The sequence below is a fragment of the Rothia kristinae NBRC 15354 genome, from assembly GCF_001570865.1.
GTDB lineage: Bacteria > Actinomycetota > Actinomycetes > Actinomycetales > Micrococcaceae > Rothia > Rothia kristinae.
In genome coordinates this window covers 46386-63122 of sequence record NZ_BCSM01000013.1, presented here as the reverse complement: position 1 = coordinate 63122, position 16737 = coordinate 46386, and the positions used below count along the sequence as shown (strand labels likewise).

At 74.2% G+C, this 16737-nt stretch carries 14 protein-coding genes and 1 tRNA gene; 10 read left to right on the top strand and 5 right to left on the bottom strand.

Features of this window, described 5'->3' with window-relative positions; all coding sequences use genetic code 11:
- Positions 1-50 precede the first annotated feature (50 nt).
- The 5 genes from KKR01S_RS08620 (at position 51) to KKR01S_RS08600 (ending at position 7865) form a co-directional block, all read left to right on the top strand.
- Positions 51-1001: an SURF1 family cytochrome oxidase biogenesis protein gene (locus tag KKR01S_RS08620; protein WP_058730499.1), complete on the top strand. Its 951-nt coding sequence runs from the start codon at positions 51-53 to the stop codon at positions 999-1001.
- A 4-nt stretch (positions 1002-1005) separates the two neighbouring features.
- Positions 1006-1581, top strand: a complete 576-nt coding sequence (locus KKR01S_RS08615) for a DUF3817 domain-containing protein (protein WP_055684530.1) — start codon at positions 1006-1008, stop codon at positions 1579-1581.
- A 171-nt stretch (positions 1582-1752) separates the two neighbouring features.
- Entirely contained in the window at positions 1753-3348 is a 1596-nt protein-coding gene (gene guaA / locus KKR01S_RS08610; RefSeq protein ID WP_174520381.1) for a glutamine-hydrolyzing GMP synthase, read from the top strand.
- 187 nt (positions 3349-3535) lie between these two features.
- Positions 3536-7645, top strand: a complete 4110-nt coding sequence (locus tag KKR01S_RS08605; RefSeq protein WP_061225786.1) for a DUF4011 domain-containing protein — start codon at positions 3536-3538, stop codon at positions 7643-7645.
- Positions 7638-7865, top strand: coding sequence for a hypothetical protein (locus KKR01S_RS08600; RefSeq protein ID WP_055684528.1), 228 nt, complete (start codon positions 7638-7640; stop codon positions 7863-7865). The genes KKR01S_RS08605 and KKR01S_RS08600 overlap by 8 nt, the downstream gene beginning before the upstream one ends.
- A gap of 119 nt (positions 7866-7984) precedes the next feature.
- Here the strand turns inward: KKR01S_RS08600 and KKR01S_RS08595 are convergent, their stop codons facing one another.
- The 3 genes from KKR01S_RS08595 to KKR01S_RS08585 all read right to left on the bottom strand — a co-directional run bounded on the left by KKR01S_RS08595 (position 7985) and on the right by KKR01S_RS08585 (position 9782).
- Positions 7985-8716 (bottom strand): SAF domain-containing protein, encoded by a 732-nt coding sequence (locus KKR01S_RS08595; RefSeq protein WP_055684527.1) that lies wholly within the window; start codon positions 8714-8716, stop codon positions 7985-7987.
- A gap of 115 nt (positions 8717-8831) precedes the next feature.
- Positions 8832-9044: an FmdB family zinc ribbon protein gene (locus tag KKR01S_RS08590; RefSeq protein WP_058730852.1), complete on the bottom strand. Its 213-nt coding sequence runs from the start codon at positions 9042-9044 to the stop codon at positions 8832-8834.
- A 60-nt stretch (positions 9045-9104) separates the two neighbouring features.
- Positions 9105-9782 carry a 5-formyltetrahydrofolate cyclo-ligase gene (locus KKR01S_RS08585; RefSeq protein WP_061225785.1) on the bottom strand — a complete coding sequence of 226 codons (678 nt, stop codon included), beginning with the start codon at positions 9780-9782 and terminating at the stop codon, positions 9105-9107.
- A gap of 132 nt (positions 9783-9914) precedes the next feature.
- On the opposite strand from KKR01S_RS08585, the gene galU reads away from it, so the two are divergent.
- The 4 genes from galU to KKR01S_RS08565 all read left to right on the top strand — a co-directional run bounded on the left by galU (position 9915) and on the right by KKR01S_RS08565 (position 14351).
- Positions 9915-10829 carry a UTP--glucose-1-phosphate uridylyltransferase GalU gene (galU, locus tag KKR01S_RS08580; protein ID WP_058730850.1) on the top strand — a complete coding sequence of 305 codons (915 nt, stop codon included), beginning with the start codon at positions 9915-9917 and terminating at the stop codon, positions 10827-10829.
- Between the two features lie 107 nt (positions 10830-10936).
- Positions 10937-11935: a hypothetical protein gene (locus KKR01S_RS08575; protein WP_058743679.1), complete on the top strand. Its 999-nt coding sequence runs from the start codon at positions 10937-10939 to the stop codon at positions 11933-11935.
- A 25-nt stretch (positions 11936-11960) separates the two neighbouring features.
- Entirely contained in the window at positions 11961-13511 is a 1551-nt protein-coding gene (locus KKR01S_RS08570) for a CYTH and CHAD domain-containing protein (RefSeq protein WP_058730849.1), read from the top strand.
- A gap of 381 nt (positions 13512-13892) precedes the next feature.
- Positions 13893-14351, top strand: a complete 459-nt coding sequence (locus tag KKR01S_RS08565) for an SNARE-associated domain-containing protein (RefSeq protein ID WP_058730848.1) — start codon at positions 13893-13895, stop codon at positions 14349-14351.
- Positions 14352-14427: 76 nt separating this feature from the next.
- On the opposite strand, the gene KKR01S_RS08560 is transcribed toward KKR01S_RS08565, so the two are convergent.
- Positions 14428-14500 (bottom strand) — tRNA-Ala (locus tag KKR01S_RS08560).
- Between the two features lie 89 nt (positions 14501-14589).
- Here KKR01S_RS08560 and KKR01S_RS08555 point away from each other — a divergent pair.
- On the top strand, positions 14590-15570 hold the full coding sequence (locus KKR01S_RS08555; protein WP_061225784.1) for a LysR substrate-binding domain-containing protein: 981 nt from the start codon (positions 14590-14592) through the stop codon (positions 15568-15570).
- On the opposite strand, the gene KKR01S_RS08550 is transcribed toward KKR01S_RS08555, so the two are convergent.
- Positions 15464-16588, bottom strand: a complete 1125-nt coding sequence (locus tag KKR01S_RS08550; protein ID WP_061225783.1) for a mechanosensitive ion channel family protein — start codon at positions 16586-16588, stop codon at positions 15464-15466. The two genes, KKR01S_RS08555 and KKR01S_RS08550, sit on opposite strands and share 107 nt — an antisense overlap.
- Positions 16589-16737: the final 149 nt, after the last annotated feature.

Below are 16737 nucleotides of genomic sequence, written 5' to 3'. Positions count from 1 at the left end.
GGGCGCTGGGCTCAGGGGCGGGCTCGCCGACGGCGGGATAGGGTGGTGGGGTGCTGAAACTCGCTCTGACGCCCCGCTGGCTGGCGGGGCTGCTGCTGGCCCTGGTCTTCGCGACCGGGTTCATGTTGCTCAGCCGGTGGCAGCTCGGCTCGGCCTCGGCCCACGAGGTCTCCGCGGACCCCGCCAAGGAGGCCGTGGTCCCGCTGGCCTCCGTGGCCGCCCCGCTGCAGCCGGTGCTCGCCTCCGAGGCGGACGCCATGGTGCGCACCAGCGGGCACTACGAGCACGGATCCTCCGTGCTGGTGGGCTCCCGGGTCAAGGACGGGGAGCACGGCTACTGGGTGGTGTCCCGCTTCATCCCCGATGAGCAGCCGGATCGGGCGCAGGGGACCTTCTCGGTCGCCGTCGCCCGCGGCTTCACCACCGAGGCGGACCCGGCGCGGATCCCGGCCGAGCCGGACGGGGAGCTGACCGTCATCGGGCGGCTGGTGGCCAACGAGGGGCCGGTCTCCTCGGAAGGCTCCCGGGACCCGCGGATCCTGGGCAGCGCGGCCACGGCCGAGCTGACCAACACCTGGCAGGCCCCCCTGTACGCGGCGCCGGTGACCGCGGATGCGGAGGTGCCGGCCGGGCAGTCGCTGCCCCTGGACGGCGCGGACCACCTCACGGATGCGGCCCGGCTGTCCGCCCCGGATGAGGGTCTGGTGCCGATCCGCGCCCAGCAGTACACCAGCGATTCCCTGAACTGGCTCAACATCTTCTACGCCGCGGAATGGGTGGTCTTCGCCGGCTTCGCCCTGTTCCTGTGGTGGCGGATGCTCGCGGACTCCCACCGGCGTCGGCAGCATCCCGAGGAGTTCTTCGACCCCGCGCCGGCCGCGGGGGAGGAGGGCCGGATCTACTACGAGCAGTCCACCGGCCGGTACTTCTACTACGATGCCGAGGCCGGCCAGTACTACTACTTCGACGACGCCGCCGCGTCCCCCGACCCCACGAGGTGACCGAATGACCCAGCATCCCGCCGACCCGTCCCAGCCCGCCGAGGCGCCCCGCCCGGTGGAGCGCACCGACGGCAAGACCGTGCCGCTGCCGCCCGGCGCCAGCCCCGAGCAGGCCGCGAACCTGCGGGTGGGCCGACGCAAGTTCGGCGGCACCGAGGCCCAGATCCGCGGGGCCCTGACCTTCTACAAGTACTGCGCGTGGATCTCCGGGACCTTCCTGCTGCTGCTGGTGGCGGAGATGATCACCCGTTACGGCTTCGGCTACGATCTGCTGGCCTCCGCGCAGAACGCCCAGACCGGGGAGCACGTGGCCCTGGGTTGGCTGAACCGGGAGACCGGGAACCTCACCGGCGGAGTGAACGTCTCCACCGGGGTGCTCATCGTGCACGGCTGGTTCTACGTCGTTTACCTGCTGGCCTGCTTCCGGGTGTGGCTGCTGATGCGCTGGCCGCTGCCCCAGCTGATCGTGATGGCCCTGGGCGGGGTCGTGCCGTTCCTGTCCTTCATCGTGGAGCGGCGCATCCACCGGGAGACCCTGGCGCAGCTGCGGGAGAACCCGCAGGCGACTCGCCGCTACTGACCCGCCCGCCGCTCATCCGTCTCGGACACCGCCCGCGACGCCGCCGCGCGAGCCCGCCCCGGCCCACGGGCGGGGTGTCCTAGACTGGGGGATCGGAGCCGACCCCGCGGCCGCACGCGTGCGCCCGCCCGGGTCGGAAGCAGACCCCGAAGACCTTCCGAAGGGACGAGTGTGACCCCCACCGAGACCCCAGCCGCCGGTGATCTGGAGGACCGCCCGGTCCTCGTCGTGGACTACGGCGCCCAGTACGCCCAGCTGATCGCCCGCCGCGTGCGCGATGCCCGCGTCTACTCGGAGATCGTGCCGCACACGATGTCCGCGCAGGACATGCTCGCGAAGAACCCCGCGGCGATCATCCTCTCCGGCGGGCCCGCCAGCGTCTACGCCCCCGAGGCCCCCGCGGGGGACCCGGCCCTGTTCGAGGCCGGCGTGCCGGTGTTCGGCATCTGCTACGGCTTCCAGGTCATGGCCCGGGCGCTGGGCGGGACGGTCGCGCGCACCGGGCTGCGCGAGTACGGGGCCACCCAGGCCACGCTCAGCGGCGGCGCCTCCTTCCTGGCCGGCACCCCGGTGACCCAGAACGTGTGGATGAGCCACGGCGACTCCGTGACCGAGGCCCCCGCAGGCTTCGAGGTCCTGGCCACCACCGACGGGGCCCCCGTGGCCGCGTTCGTGGATGCGGACCGGCGCCTGGCCGGGGTGCAGTGGCACCCGGAGGTGCGGCACTCCGACTACGGCCAGCAGGTCCTGGAGAGCTTCCTGTTCGAGGTGGCCGGGCTGGAGCCCACCTGGACCACCGGCAACGTCATCGAGGAGCAGGTGGAGCGCATCCGCGCCCAGGTCGGGGACGCGAAGGTCATCTGCGCGCTGTCCGGCGGGGTGGACTCCTCCGTGGCCGCGGCCCTGGTGCACCGGGCGGTCGGGGACCAGCTGACCTGCTTCTTCATCGACCACGGCCTGCTGCGCGAGGGCGAGCGGGAGCAGGTCGAGCAGGACTACGCCGAGACCATGGGCATCCGCGTGGTGACCATCGACGAGTCCGAGCGCTTCCTCTCCGCCCTGGAGGGGGTCACCGACCCGGAGACCAAGCGCAAGACGATCGGCCGGGAGTTCATCCGCTCCTTCGAGGACGCCCAGCGCAAGCTGGTCGCCGAGATCGAGGGCCCGGCCGAGGACATCCGCTTCCTCGTCCAGGGCACCCTGTACCCCGACGTCGTCGAATCCGGCGGCGGCGAGGGTGCTGCGAACATCAAGTCCCACCACAACGTGGGCGGGCTGCCGGAGGACCTGCAGTTCGAGCTCGTGGAGCCGCTGCGCACCCTGTTCAAGGACGAGGTGCGCGCGATCGGGCGGCAGCTGGGCGTGCCGGAGAAGATCGTGGCCCGCCAGCCCTTCCCGGGCCCGGGCCTGGGGATCCGGGTGATCGGGGAGGTCACCCGGGAGAACCTGCGGATCCTGCGCGCCGCGGACGCGATCGCGCGCGCCGAGCTGACCCGGGCCGGGCTGGACGAGGAGGTCTGGCAGATGCCGGTGGTCCTGCTCTCCCAGGTCCGCTCGGTGGGGGTGCAGGGCGACGGGCGCACCTACGGTCACCCGATCGTGCTGCGCCCGGTCTCCTCCGAGGACGCGATGACCGCGGACTGGTCGCGCCTGCCCTACGACCTGCTGGCGCGGATCTCCAACCGGATCACCAACGAGGTCGAGGAGGTCAACCGGGTGGTGCTGGATGTGACCTCCAAGCCCCCGGGAACCATCGAGTGGGAATGAGCCTGCGGCCAGGCTCGGACGGTGCGGGCCCCGAGGCCGCCTTCGACGGCGGCCCCGGGGCCCGTGCGCGTTTCCGCGCCCACCGCGCCCACCGCGCGCACCCGCGGGCCCAGCGCCTAGAATCGGTGTGCGGACGCCCACGCGCCCGCGAGCACCGCCCCATCCACCGACGGGAGACCGAGGCACCGTGACCCAGCCGCCAGCCACCGGAGACGCCGCATCCGCCCGGGAGCCGGAGACCACCCCCGCGGGCCACCCCCTGCCGTGGGGCGCGCCCCCGGCCACCGCCGAGGCACCGGACCGGGCCGCCGACGCCCGCCCGGCCCCGGAGACCGACGTCGCCGGGGAGGGGACCGAGCAGAGACCCGACGTCGAGGCGGCATCGGCCCCGGAGCCGACGTCCGCCCCCGGGCAGGAGGCCGCGGAGGACGCAGAGACCGAGCCCGCGTCGTCGTCGGCCGCGGCCGAGGACGACCGCCTGATCCTGGACCCGTGGCTGCGGCAGGTGGACGCCTACACCGGCCCGGATGCGCTGCTGGACTTCAACCTGGTGGACAACGTCCACATCGACCTCACGACCTCCAACCCCTCCGGCTACGCCCAGCTGCTGGCCGGGCGCCGCACGCGTCTGTCCACCATCCTGCGCGAGCGCACGGCCCTGTCCGCCGGCATGCGCTCGGCCCAGGCGATCCGCGCCAAGACCGTCGAGCTGGACGCCCAGCACGGGCTCTCCGCGGGATTCCTCGCCGCCGGCACCGCCTCCTGGATCACCCGGGATGCCCGCACCGGCGCCCAGCGCCGGCACATCGCCCCCGTCGTGCTGGCCCCGGTGAGCATCACCCCGCACCCCGACGGCGAGGACTTCGACCTGCGCATCAGCGGCGGCGCCCGGCTGAATCCCGCCCTGGTGCGCGTGCTGCGCCGGGACCACGGCGTGGACCTGGAGGCCGCGGGCCTGCCCGCCAAGGCCACCTCCGGCTCCCGCCTGACCCCGGAGCCGGTCTTCGAGGCGCTGCGCGCCGTGGCCGCCGGGGTGCCCGGAATGCACGTGGAGGCGACCACCGTGGTCTCCACCTTCGCGGATCTCTCCGACACGGTCGGGCCCCTGCCCGAGCGGGGGGCCTCGGGGCTGCTGCGGGAGCTGTCCGATCTCAACCGCGCCCAGGTGGACGCCCCGCGTCAGCCCCGGGCTCTGCGCCACCGCGTCGTCGACCCGGATGAGCTGGACCCGGCCGAGGAGGTGCTGGTCGAGGACGCCGACGACGACGTCTCCGAGATCCTGCAGCTGGCCCGGGCCGGGGAGTCCCTCGCGGTGACCGCCCCCGCCGGCACCGGGGCCCTGCGCGCGGCCGTGAACACCGTGGCCGCCCTCACCGAACAGGGCCGCTCCGTGCTGGTCCTGGCCGAGCGGCGCGAGAGCCTCGCCAGCGCCGTCGCCCGCCTCCGGGAGCTGGGGTTGGGGCAGCACCTGCTGGAGCTGGAGGCGCAGGTCGAGCCGGAGCAGCTGAGCGCGGACCTGGTGCGCACCCTCGTGGAGGTGGAGCGCAGCGAGGCGCCGCGCCTGGAGGAGCACCGGGAGCAGCTGGTGCGCACCCGGGAGAACCTACGCCGCCATGTCCGCTCCCTGCACCGGCGCGAGGAGCGCTGGGACATCACCCCGTATCAGGCCATGCAGACCCTCGCGGCGCTGACCGCCAAGGATCCGGCCCCGGCCACGCGCGTGCGCTTCACCCGCGCCGTCCTGGATGCGACCGTGGACCGCCGGGAGACGGTGGCCCAGCTGGAGCGGGCCGCGGAGCTGCGGGCCTTCTCCCCGGCCACCCGCAAGGCCCCCTGGTACGGGGCTCGCCTGGTCAGCGCCGAGGACACCCAGCAGGCGCGGGCCCTGGTGCGCCACCTGCTGCAGACCACGCGGGATCACTCCCGGGCCGTGGCGGCCGCCTTCGAGTCCGTCGGCCTGCGCCCGGGCGCCAGCCTGCGCCGGTGGGAGGAGCAGCTGCGGCTGCTGCAGGGCATCCGGGAGTCCCTGACCCGCTTCCGCCCGGAGGTCTTCGCCGAGCCGGTCACGGACCTCATCGCGGCCACGGCGTCGGCCGGGTGGCGGCGAGAACGCGGCATCGACATGTCCGCGATGCAGCGCTCCCGGCTGCGCCGGGTCGCCAAGGAGCACATCCTACCCCAGGTGCACATCGCGGACCTGCACCGGGCGCTGGTGAAGGTCCAGGAGCAGCGCGAGCAGTGGCGCGCCGACGCCGTCGACGATCGCCAGGTCAGCGTGCCGGAGGAGCTGGACGGGCTCGTCGCGACCCAGCGCCACCTGGGCGAGGAGCTGGCGGGCCTGGAGATCGTCATGGAGGACAGCCCCGCTCGCCGGGACTACCCCGAGCTGCCCGTGGAGCAGCTGGTCGGCGTGCTGGAGGAGATGGCCGGGGACCGCTTCCTGCTGGACACCCTGCCCGAGCGGGAGCGGCTGCTGGCGGTCCTGCGCGGCAAGGGGCTGCAGGAGCTGCTGGCCGACCTGGAGCGGCGCGAGGTCCCGGGCCGGCGCGTTGCGGACGAGCTGGAGCTGGCCTGGTGGCAGTCCGCCTTCGAGATCATGCTCGACCACCCGGACACGGCCCTGGTCACCGGCGAGCGGCTGGCGGCCTGGGAGTCCGCCTTCCGCCGCGCGGACCTGGCGCACGTGGCCTCCGGGCCGGCGCGGGTGCGCCATGGCATCGCCCGCGGCTGGCAGCGCCGGATCAACCGGCGCCCCGTGCAGGCCCGGGAGCTGCGCCGCCTGCTCAAGGGCGCCCCGGCCCCGCTGGGCACCTACCTGCAGCGCACCCCGGAGGTGCTGGCGGGGCTCAAGCCCGTGTGGTGCGCCAGTCCCTTCGCCGTCGGGAGGACCCTGCCGCCGGAGGCCGCGGTGGACGCCGTGGTGATCCTGGATGCCGAGTCCACCCCGCTGGGCGCCTGCCTGGCGGCTCTGGCGCGCACCGAGCAGGTGATCGCCTTCGGCGACGTGCACGCCGGGTACCCGCAGCCCTTCGTCGTCTCTCCGACCCTGGGTGCGGAGCAGGAGCCCACGGATCAGCCCGTGGAATCCGCGTTGGAGGTGCTCTCCCGGATCCTCCCGCAGCGCACCCTGACCCGGGTGCAGGACTGCCGGGACCCCGCGCTGCTGGAGCACCTGAACGAGACCCGCTACGACGGCGCCCTGCGGGCCCTGCCCTACGGCGAGGAGCTGGTGGGCCCCGTCCGGTCCCTGCGGGTGGACGTGGTGCACCCGGACCGGGCCGATGACCGGCTCGGGGCCCCGCTGATCGACTCCCCGGCCGCGGAGGTGCGCGCCGTGGTGGAGATGGTCTTCGACCACGCCGCCCGCAACCCGCGCCAGTCCCTCGCGGTGATCACCGCCAGCCCCCGGCACGCCGCGCGCATCGCCGAGGGGGTCCGCTACGGCCTGGGCCGCCACCCGGAGCTGGCCGGGTTCTTCCGGCCCGGGCGCGAGCCCTTCCGGGTGCTGGACCTGGCCCGGGCCGCCGGGCTGCGCCGGGACCGGGTGATCTTCAGCCTCGGGGTGGCTCCGGAGGCCGGATCCCGACCCGAGCACTTCGGGCAGCTGGCCCAGGAGCACGGGCCCCAGCGCTTCGTCATGGCCGTGACCGCGGCCCGCTTCCACACCCGGATCGTCACCTCCTTCGACGTCGAGCGCCTGGAGGCCTCGGCGCTGCGCGGGGGCATGCCCGATCTCCTCGAGCTGATGCGGCGGGTGCGCCGTCGCCGCGAGGAGGAGGCCGAGCGGGCCCGCGAGACGCAAGGACGCCCGGAGGAGGGCCCGGCCGCCTCCTCCAGCGCGTTCCTGTCCGTGGTGGATCCGCGGGAGGAGGAGCAGGCCGCGGACTGGCTGCTGGCGGATCTGGCCCGGCGTCTGCGGGTCGGCGGGGCGCAGGTGCGCGTGAGCCCGGGGGAGGAGGTCGACGCCGTCGCGACCTCCGGGCGGGAGTCCCTCTCGGCCGGGGCGGTGCCCAGCCCCCGCCAGCGCACCGCGGGGCAGGGCACCCGCGGCGGCCTGCGGGCCGAGGACCTGCGCTTCCCGGTCGGGCTGATCTCGGACGGCACCCGGGACTACGCGGCGCTGTCCGTGCGGGAGCGCTCCCGGCTGCGCCCGGAGCGGATGGAGTCCACCGGCTGGAATCCCGCACCCGTCTGGGCCGTTGACGTGTTCGCCGATCCCCAGCGGGTGGCCGATCGGATCCTCGGCCTGCTCGGCCTGGAGCCGGCGGTCGACGACGGGGAGCAGGACGATGAGTGACCCCCGCGGGCCCCGCCGGATCCGGCATCGGGGTCCGCGCCGGGCCACCGGCGGCACCACCGTGAGCCAGGGGGAGCCGCAGCGCCTGGCCGGGTTCTCGGCCCGGCAGACCGAGGCGGGTTCGAGCCGGGGGACCGGCGTGTCGGGGGAGAATCGGGAGGGCTCGGAGGACGCCCGGGGGCGGTGGCTGCGCGAGCAGCGCCCGCCGCACTGGGGCTGAAGCGCCTTCCCCGGGGGTGACCCCTGCGACGCCCGACGGGCAGGGCGCCGCGGCGTCTCTCTGCTTTCCGGTGCCCCTCGGGCCGGTGCTCCGTCGTCTCGGTCTTGGACGGCGCGCGCTCAGGGCGCCTCGGCGGAGGTCTCCGGGGCTTCCGGACTCGGCTCGTCCGCGGCACCCATGACCACCGTGGCCTCGCCGCTGAGCCCGGCCAGGCGCCGGGCATCCTGCGGGGTGACGGCCACGAGCGCGAGTCGCGATGCCGGGTCCTCGCCGCCGCCGAGCCCGCCGGCTGATTCGGCCGCGCCGCGCGGAGCCCACAGAAGCGTTCCCGAGACCTCCACTCCGGCGCCCTCGGCGCTCGCGCCGATGACCGTGACGGGACCGCCGACGCGCAGCAGGGACAGGGCCTGGGGATCTCTGGCCCGCACCGACGTCGCCACCAGACCCTCGGGCAGGTGCTCGGCCAGATCGGGACCGAGCACCATCCCGGAGGCCAGCTGCTGGCCGGAGCGCACCGGCACGGCGAGTGCGGCGCCCTCCAGCTCCTCCCGCAGGCCCCGCGCATCCGGGGCATCCGCGGACTCGGCGAAGCCCCCGGCGGCGTCCACGATCCGCAGGTCCTCGGCGGTGAGCACGTGCCCCACCGGCCGATCCCCGGCGGCCACCAGCACCTGCGCACCGCCCTCGGCTGCGGGGCCGCGCGGCAGCAGCAGGGTGCTCAGCGCCCCGGCGATCAGCAGGAGCACCCCGAGGGTGCGGGCCCGGCGGGTGATGCGGGAGCGCCAGCGGATGCCCCAGGGCACGACCCGGGCGCGGGAGGAGGTTCGGCGCGGCAGACTCAGCGGTGACATGCCCCCAGCCTGGCCCACCGGGCCCGCCGATCCGGCGTCGCGGGCGCGGGGACACGGGGCGGCTGTGGAGCGGGAACGGGGTGCTGCCTCCCGGTCCCCAGGTCCGGCGGCCCGGTCAGTCCTGCGAGGAGCCGGAGGACGAGGAGGAGCCGCGGGAGTCGGTGCTGTAGAAGCCGCTGCCGCGGAAGGTGACCCCGACGGTGCCGAACTTCTTGCGCAGGGTCTGCTCACCGCAGGCGGGGCACCGGGTCAGGGCCTCGTCGTCGAAGGACTGGCGGATGTCGAAGGCGTGGTGGCAGCTCTTGCATTCGTAGGCGTAGACGGGCACGGGAACGGGACTCCTGACGAGGCGATCAGCGGTGACACGGCGCGGTGGCCGCGCACGATTCTAGCCCGCCGGGACCCACCCGCGATCCGTGCGGCGCAGCAGGCCGCGCTCGGTGCACACCAGCGGCACCGCGACGTCGTGCGGTCCCGCGGGCACGGCCCCGGCCGGCAGCAGCTCGTCCTGGAACACGACGCCGATCTCCAGGGCCTGCGCATCGCGGGCCCGGGCGGCGGCCAGGGCCGCGTCGTAGAAGCCCCCGCCCCAACCCAGGCGCACGCCCCGCCCATCCACGGCCAGGGCGGGGATCAGGCGCACGTCGGTCGCCGCGAAGGCCTCCGGGCCGAGCCGCTGCCCCACCGGCTCGGCCACCCCGAACGCCGAGGTGCGCACCGGCGTCTGCGGCTCCCACCGCACCCAGTCCAGGCGCCGTCCCGGCAGGCTCACCGGGGCGATCACCCGGTGCCCGGCCGCGTGGGCGCCCGCCAGGGCGGGCAGCAGGGGAGGCTCGGTGTCGGTGGGCAGATACGCCGCGATCAGCGCCCCGTCGGGCAGGCGGCGCAGCAGCGCCTCCAGGTGTTCGGCCCAGCGCAGGCCCAGCTCTCGGCGTCGCACCGCGGCATCCGGACCGGCTCCGCGCCGCCGACGCCGGCGCACCAGCTCCGCGCGCAGGTCCTGCTTGGCCCGGGCCAGCTGCGCCTCGGGGTCAGGGGACTGCGCCTCGGGGCCGCTCGGTGCCATCGGGTCCTCCATCCTCGGTCGGGGCCGGTCCGGGAGCGGAACCGGAACGGGGGCGGGCAGGCACAGCGGATGCTGGCCGGGCGCCCAGGTCATCCACGGGTTCGCGCGGGTGGACTCGGCTAAGGTAACGATATGACCGAAAATACTTCACCGAAGCCCGTGACCAAGGCCGTCATCCCGGCGGCCGGTCTGGGTACGCGATTCCTGCCGGCCACCAAGGCCAGCCCCAAGGAGATGCTGCCGGTCGTGGATCGTCCGGCCATCCAGTACGTCGTGCAGGAGGCGGTCTCCGCTGGGCTGGACGACATCCTCATGATCACCGGGCGCTCCAAGCGCGCCCTGGAGGACCACTTCGACCGCGTCCCGGACCTGGAGGCCTCCCTGAAGGAGTCCGGCAAGGACGACCTGCTGGCCTCCGTTCAGCAGGCCACCGCCCTGGGCGAGCTGCACTACCTGCGCCAGGGGGACCCCAAGGGCCTGGGCCACGCGGTGCTGCGGGCCAAGACCCACGTGGGCGATCACCCCTTCGCCGTGCTGCTCGGCGATGACCTCATCGATGAGAAGGAGGATCTGCTGACGCGGATGATCGCGGCCCAGCAGAAGACCGGCGGCAGCGTCGTCGCCCTCATGGAGGTCCCCCGCGAGCAGATCAGCGCCTACGGTGCGGCCGCCGTGGAGCCCGTAGAGGGTGAGGAGTACGTGCGGGTCACCGGCCTGGTGGAGAAGCCCTCCCCGGAGGAGGCGCCGTCCAACCTCGCGGTGATCGGCCGCTACGTGCTGCACCCGCGGATCTTCGAGGTCCTGGAGCAGACCCCTCCCGGACGCGGCGGGGAGATCCAGCTGACCGACGCGATGCAGACCCTCGGCCAGGCCGAGGGGGAGGGCGCCGGGATGTACGGCGTCGTGTTCAAGGGCCGCCGCTTCGACACCGGGGACAAGCTCTCCTACCTCAAGGCCAACGTCATCCTCGCCTCCGAGCGCGAGGACCTCGGGCCCGGGCTGCGCTCCTGGCTCAAGGACTTCGTGGCCGAGCTGCCCCAGGACTGAAGGCTCAGGGCCGCCGTCGCACGCCGACGGCGGCCCTCGCCCTTCCGCGAGGACCGCCGCTGTGGATGAGCGCGAAACCGCGCGCCTCAGGCGGTAGACTCCCGGATGTGTCATCCTCCGTGTTCTCCGCCTCCGGCGTGCTGCTGGTCCTGGCCGTCGCCCTGCTCCTGAAGTGGGCCTACGGCTTCGACCGCCGACGGCGTCCCGACGTCGTCGCGCAGGTGCTCGCCCGGGACGTGCTCGAGGAGAGACCGGACCCCGCCTTCCCCCGGGACCCCGTGCTACTGCGTCAAAGGAACGACATGATCAGTACCCCGTCCCCCGCCCCAGAAGGCGCCGTGCTCACGCCTGAGGCCGACGAGGCCGAGCAGCCCCGTCGCGACGGCGTCACCGTGCCGCGGCGGACCCGTTCCGCCGCCTCCTCCGCCCCCGCGACCGGCTCCGGGCTGCGCCGCGGGCGCGTCGGGGTCGCCCTGGGTGCCCTGGCCTGCCTGGCCCTCGGCCTGATCGGCCTGGTCCTCGCGCCGTTCACCGCCCTGACCTGGCCGCTGCCGGCGTTCCTGCTGATCCTCGGCCTCGGGTGCCTGGCGGGGTTGCGCTGGCTCGCGCTGACCGAGCGGACCAGGACCACCGTGCGCACCCGCCCGGTGCGCGAGGTCGAGGATCTGCCGACCGGCACCGCCTCCGACGCCGGGGCCTCGCGTCCGTCCGCGCGTACCGCGGCCGAGCCCTTCGACCTGCAGTCCGGTGAGGCCCGAAGCGCCGCGCCCGCCGAGGCGACCCGGGAGACCGCTTCCGGTCCGACGCCCTCCGGCGCCGCGGCCTCGTCCGCCGAGGACGCCCGCGCGCAGCGGGAGATGCTGCGGGAGCAGGCCCGCCGCGTCGCCGCCGGCCACGGGGACTTCGTGCCTCGCGATGCCACCTGGGAGCCGGTCGCGGTGCCGCGGCCGACCTACATGGACGCCCCTGAGGCTCAGCGGCCCGCTCCGGCGCCGCTGAGCCAGCCCGCCGCCCCGCGCAGCACCACCCGCAGCCTCGCCGAGGCCGAGGCCAAGGGCCGCGGCGCCCTGGACCTGGACGATGTGCTGACCCGTCGCCGCGCCTGAGACCCCAGGAGTTGAGCCCTCAGCCATGAGCACCTCGCACGTGGAGATCGAACGCAAGTACGAAGCACCCGCCGAGGCGCACCCGGACTGGTCCGCCCTGAAGCGGCTGCGCCCGGGAACCGCCGCGGTGGACGAGCTGGACGCGACCTACTATGACACCGCCGCGCGGGATCTCGCCGCCGCGAGCACCGTGCTGCGCCGTCGCCGGGGTGGCCCGGACGAGGGCTGGCACGTCAAGTTCACCCTGGACGGGCGCCGCCACGAGATCCACGTGCCGCTGCTCAAGGACCGCACGAGCATGCCCGCAGCGGCCCGGGACCTGGTCAGCGCCCTGACCCTGGGCCGGGAGCTGGAGCCGATCGCGCACCTGGCCACCCGCCGCACCCGCACCGCGGTGCTGGACGAGGACGGGCGGGAGGTGGCCGAGTTCGCCGACGACGTCGTGCGCTCCGTGGATCACCGCACCGGGCAGGAGCGCACCTGGCGGGAGTGGGAGGTCGAGCTGACCGATCCCGAGCTCTCGCAGAAGCGCCAGGAGAAGATCTTCAAGCGGGTGCGCAAGGTCCTGAAGGAGGCCGGAGCGAGCAGGTCCACCGCGGTCGCCAAGATCGCCCGCGCGCTCGGTCAGGACGCGGCCTTCGACGAGAAGGCGGGGATCGCCTCCGCTCCGGAGCCGTCGGAGTCGGAGCCGGAGGAGCAGCAGCTCACCGGCGGCCAGCGGCTCGTGGCGGAGCTGGCCGGCCCGGTGCTCGCGGATCTGCGGATCCTCGACGTCGCGGTGCGCGCGGGCGTGGAGGACTCGGTGCACCAGATGCGCATCCGCCTGCGCACCATGCGCTCGATCCTGCGGGCCCTGCGCGGCGGCCTGGATCCCGAGTTCGACGAGACCGTCTCGCAGGGGCTGAAGGAGGCCGGCGAGGCGCTGGGCGCGGCCCGGGACCTGGAGGTCGTCGGGGAGGTGCTGATGCGCGCGGAGCAGTGGGCGGAGCTGACCCGCAAGGCCCGCCGCCAGCTGAGCCAGCTGCTCGAGGAGGACCGGGAGGCCGCTCTGCGCGGCGGGTACGCGGTCCTGGACTCCGAGGGCTACCGCGACGTGCTGGCCGCCCTGGAGTCCCTGGTGCGCCGCCCGCAGCTGTGCGGGTGGGCGGAGGACCTCTCTGCCAAGAAGCTGGGGACCCACATGATGGAGACCCTGGATGAGCGCTACCGCAAGCGCATCGAGCCGGCCCGCCGCGCCGTGGAGGAGGCCGAGCCCGAGGAAGCCGCGGAGAGCCTGCACGAGGTCCGCAAGGCGGCCAAGGGCCTGCGCTACGTCATCGAATCCCTGGACGAGGCGGACCTGATCCGCAAGAAGCAGCGCGAGGACGCCGGGGAGGCCCGCGAGGAGGCGAAGTCCGTGCAGTCCGAGGTCGGGCGCCTCCTGGACCTGCGCGCCGCGGTGCAGTGGCTGGATCGGGCGGCCCGGGTGATGCGCCGCCGAGGGCTGGACCGCTACGGTGCGGGCCTGCTGGCCGGGGAGTTGCGCACCGCGCTGTCCTGGAAGCTGGCCGAGGGATTCTCCAGCCTGACCCGCTGATCCACCGGCCCGCGATCCGCTGATCTGCCGCCCCGACGCCGCCCGGCGTCGGAGCGGCTCCCGTTCGATGCCGGCGCGGTGGGCGGGAGAGGGGGCCGGGCAGACGAATGGCCCCGGGGCGAACCCCGGGGCCATTCTGCATCACACACAGGAAGAAGGTCTTCACTCACATGGAGGCTGCCGCCTGCGCTTCATCCGGCGAGCTTCCCAGCTGACCGTCCCCGCAGGTGCCTCCCGGCTATTTGGTAATGAAAACATATCCTAATCCCGGGCGGGGCGCCACCCCGACGGATGGATTCCCCGGAATTTCTTGCTGACGCAGCGTCGGCAAAACCGTCGATTCGGCGTCGATTCAGGTCAGGCTGGGCTAAGGTGGAGCGCATGCAGGAGTGGATCGAAGGGCTGCACTGGGGGCTGGCCATCCTCTTCTTCTGGGCCGTCGGGATCCTGCGCACCAGCATCGTGTACGCCCTCGGCCGGGGTGCGGCCGCAGGAGGACGGCGCGTGCACCGGGTCCGCGCGGCGCTGCGCACGCCCCTGTACCGCCGGGCCGCGGCCTTCGTGAATCGGTGGGGAGCGCTGGCCGTGCCGGTCTGCTTCGTGACGGTCGGCTTCCAGACCGCCGTCATCCTGACCACCGGCATCACCCGCATGCCCCTGACGCGGTGGATCCCCGCGATGCTGCTGGGCACCCTGATCTGGGGCTGCATCTACGGCACCGTCGGGATGGCCGTGGTCTGGGCCTGGCTGGAGCGGCCGTGGGTGCTCGGCCTCGCCGCGGCGCTCGCGCTGATCCTGGTGCTGCTGGCGCGCCGTCGCGCGCACCGCCTGCGCGGCTGACCGGGCCGGGGCGGGCCCGGAAACGGCGGAAGGCCGCGGATCCGCCGTGCTGGCGGATCCGCGGCCTTCCTGGCAGTGGAGCTAAGGGGAATCGAACCCCTGACCTTTTCATTGCGAACGAAACGCTCTACCAACTGAGCTATAGCCCCGTGCGGTAACCACCCCATCGTATGGCCTGTGTCCGCGCGCGTCAAAACCGGAGGCCGGTCACCGGACGGGCGCCTGCTAGGTTGTCCCCATGTCCCACCAGCCGCCCCACCCGCTGCCCGGCGACGCCGCTCCGGAGCACCCCATCGCCGACGTCGAGTCCGTCTGCGTCGAGGCCTCCGACGTCCATGGCACCGATGACGAGCCCGGCACCAGCGCGTCGGCGCACCGACCCACCGTGCGGCCCGCCACCGGGGGCCTGAGCGTCGCCTTCGTCCCCGGGATCATGCCGAGCAAGTGGTTCGGGCGGTGGCAGGAGCGCTTCGGCGCCCGGATCCCGCTGGACCCCGTGCCCCTGGAAGAGGACGAGGATCCGCTGGCGGTGCTCCAGCGTCGGGAGGCTCACGCCGCGCTCCTGCGCCCCGAGGCCGCCCCGGGCAGCCGGGACCGGGACTGCTGGCACGCCGTGCCGCTGTACCGGGAGCGGCCCGTCGTCGTGCTGCCGGCCGACCACGTGCTGACCCTCCTGGATGAGGTGCCCGTGGCCGAGCTGGCCTCCGAGCGGCTGCTCCAGGACCTGGCCGAGGTCCCCGCGTGGGCGCGGCTGCGCGCCGAGCACCTTCAGGCCGCGGGGCAGATCGAGCGGGAGCTCCCGGCGATGCGGCACACGGGCGACGCCGTCGAGCTGGTCGCGGCGGGGCTGGGGCTGCTCGTGGTGCCGATGTCCCTGGCGCGGCTGCACCACCGGAAGGATCTGGTGCACCGTCCCGTCCCGGACCTGCCCGAGACCGAGGTGCACCTGGTGTGGCCGCGTCTGCCGGAACCGCAGGCCTCCGGTGAGCAGGCGGCCGCGGAGGAGGCCGTGATCCAGGAGTTCGTGGGCATCACCCGGGGCCGCCGGGCGGGAAGCTCCCGGGGCGAGGCCGCGCAGAAGCGGCCCGCACCAGCGGGGAAGCGGGGCCGGGTCAGCGGCGACCGGACTTCTGCCGGTTCCCGGCGGACCCGCTCCCCGTCGAGTGCCCCCCACCGCGGGAGGAAGACCCCACGGAGGGGTCGGAGGTCTCCGCGCTGACCGCCGCGGCCGTGCCGGCCGAGGTCGCCCCCTGCGCGCCCTGTGCCGCCTGCTCCGGGGTGATCCGGGCGAAGCTGGAGGTCTGGTGGATGATCGACTGGTTGGCCAGCGGCATCCGGTACCCCTCCCGGTCCAGGGCCCGCTTGATCTGGGCGCGCAGCACCCGGGCCACCGCCCACTGCTGCAGCGGTGCCGTCTTCACCGCCAGGCGCAGCGTCAGGGACTCGCCGCTCATCTGCTCCACGCCCCACACCTCCGGCTCATCCAGGATGGACTTGCCCTCCTCCGTCGTCTCCCGCACCCGCCGGGCCGTCTCCAGCAGCAGCTCGGTCACGGCATCCAGGTCGCTGTTGTAGGCCACCGGGATGTCCAGCACGGTCCGGGCCCAGCCCTGGGACTGGTTGCCCACCCGGACCACGGCCCCGTTGCGCACGTGCCACAGGGTGCCCTCGACGTCGCGCACCTGCGTGACCCGCAGACCCACGGACTCCACGGTGCCGCTGGCCTCCCCGAGGTCCACGACGTCGCCGATGCCCAGCTGATCCTCCGCAACCATGGACACCCCCGCCAGGTAGTCCTTGACCAGGGACTGCGCGCCGAAGGACAGGGCCACACCGGCGATACCGGCGGAGGCGATGACCGGGGCGATGTTGAATCCCAGCTCGGAGATGATCATCAGCACCGCGATCGTCCAGATGGTGAGGTTCGCGACCGAGCGCAGCACGGACCCGACCGTCTTGGCCCGCTGGTACTGGCGCTCGTTGGACAGCCCCGTGTCCTCGACCCAGCGCAGCCCCTTCTCCGTGCGCCGGGAGATGATGCGGGCCTTGGTGCCCCGGGCCACCCCGTCGGTGACCTTGCGGATGAGGAAGCGGGCCAGGATGTTCGCCACACCCGCGATCAGCAGGATCAGCACGATCCGCAGCGGGGCGTCCAGCCAGAAGGAGGGGGTGGAGACCTCGTCCCACACGGAGGCGGCGGTGACGGCGTTCAGCAGAGGCGCGCTGGTGGTGCTCATGCACGCGATCCTATCCGCGCCGCCTGCGCCGCCGCTCAGCGCCGCCTGGACGCCCGGTGGACCTTCCGGCGTCGGGGTGGCACCGGGTGCCAGGCCGTGGCGCCACCCGGGTGCCGGGCCGCGGCGGATGGACGGAGTGGGGCCTGGCC

Bases quoted from the DNA above. Each gene is read 5' to 3' on its own strand.
- galU (WP_058730850.1), top strand. From the start codon at position 9,915: ATGACCGAAAATACTTCACCGAAGCCCGTGACCAAGGCCGTCATCCCG.
- KKR01S_RS08600 (WP_055684528.1), top strand. From the start codon at position 7,638: ATGAGTGACCCCCGCGGGCCCCGCCGGATCCGGCATCGGGGTCCGCGC.
- KKR01S_RS08585 (WP_061225785.1), bottom strand. From the start codon at position 9,782: ATGGCACCGAGCGGCCCCGAGGCGCAGTCCCCTGACCCCGAGGCGCAG.
- KKR01S_RS08595 (WP_055684527.1), bottom strand. From the start codon at position 8,716: ATGTCACCGCTGAGTCTGCCGCGCCGAACCTCCTCCCGCGCCCGGGTC.
- KKR01S_RS08570 (WP_058730849.1), top strand. From the start codon at position 11,961: ATGAGCACCTCGCACGTGGAGATCGAACGCAAGTACGAAGCACCCGCC.
- KKR01S_RS08615 (WP_055684530.1), top strand. From the start codon at position 1,006: ATGACCCAGCATCCCGCCGACCCGTCCCAGCCCGCCGAGGCGCCCCGC.
- KKR01S_RS08565 (WP_058730848.1), top strand. From the start codon at position 13,893: ATGCAGGAGTGGATCGAAGGGCTGCACTGGGGGCTGGCCATCCTCTTC.
- KKR01S_RS08550 (WP_061225783.1), bottom strand. From the start codon at position 16,588: ATGAGCACCACCAGCGCGCCTCTGCTGAACGCCGTCACCGCCGCCTCC.
- KKR01S_RS08555 (WP_061225784.1), top strand. From the start codon at position 14,590: ATGTCCCACCAGCCGCCCCACCCGCTGCCCGGCGACGCCGCTCCGGAG.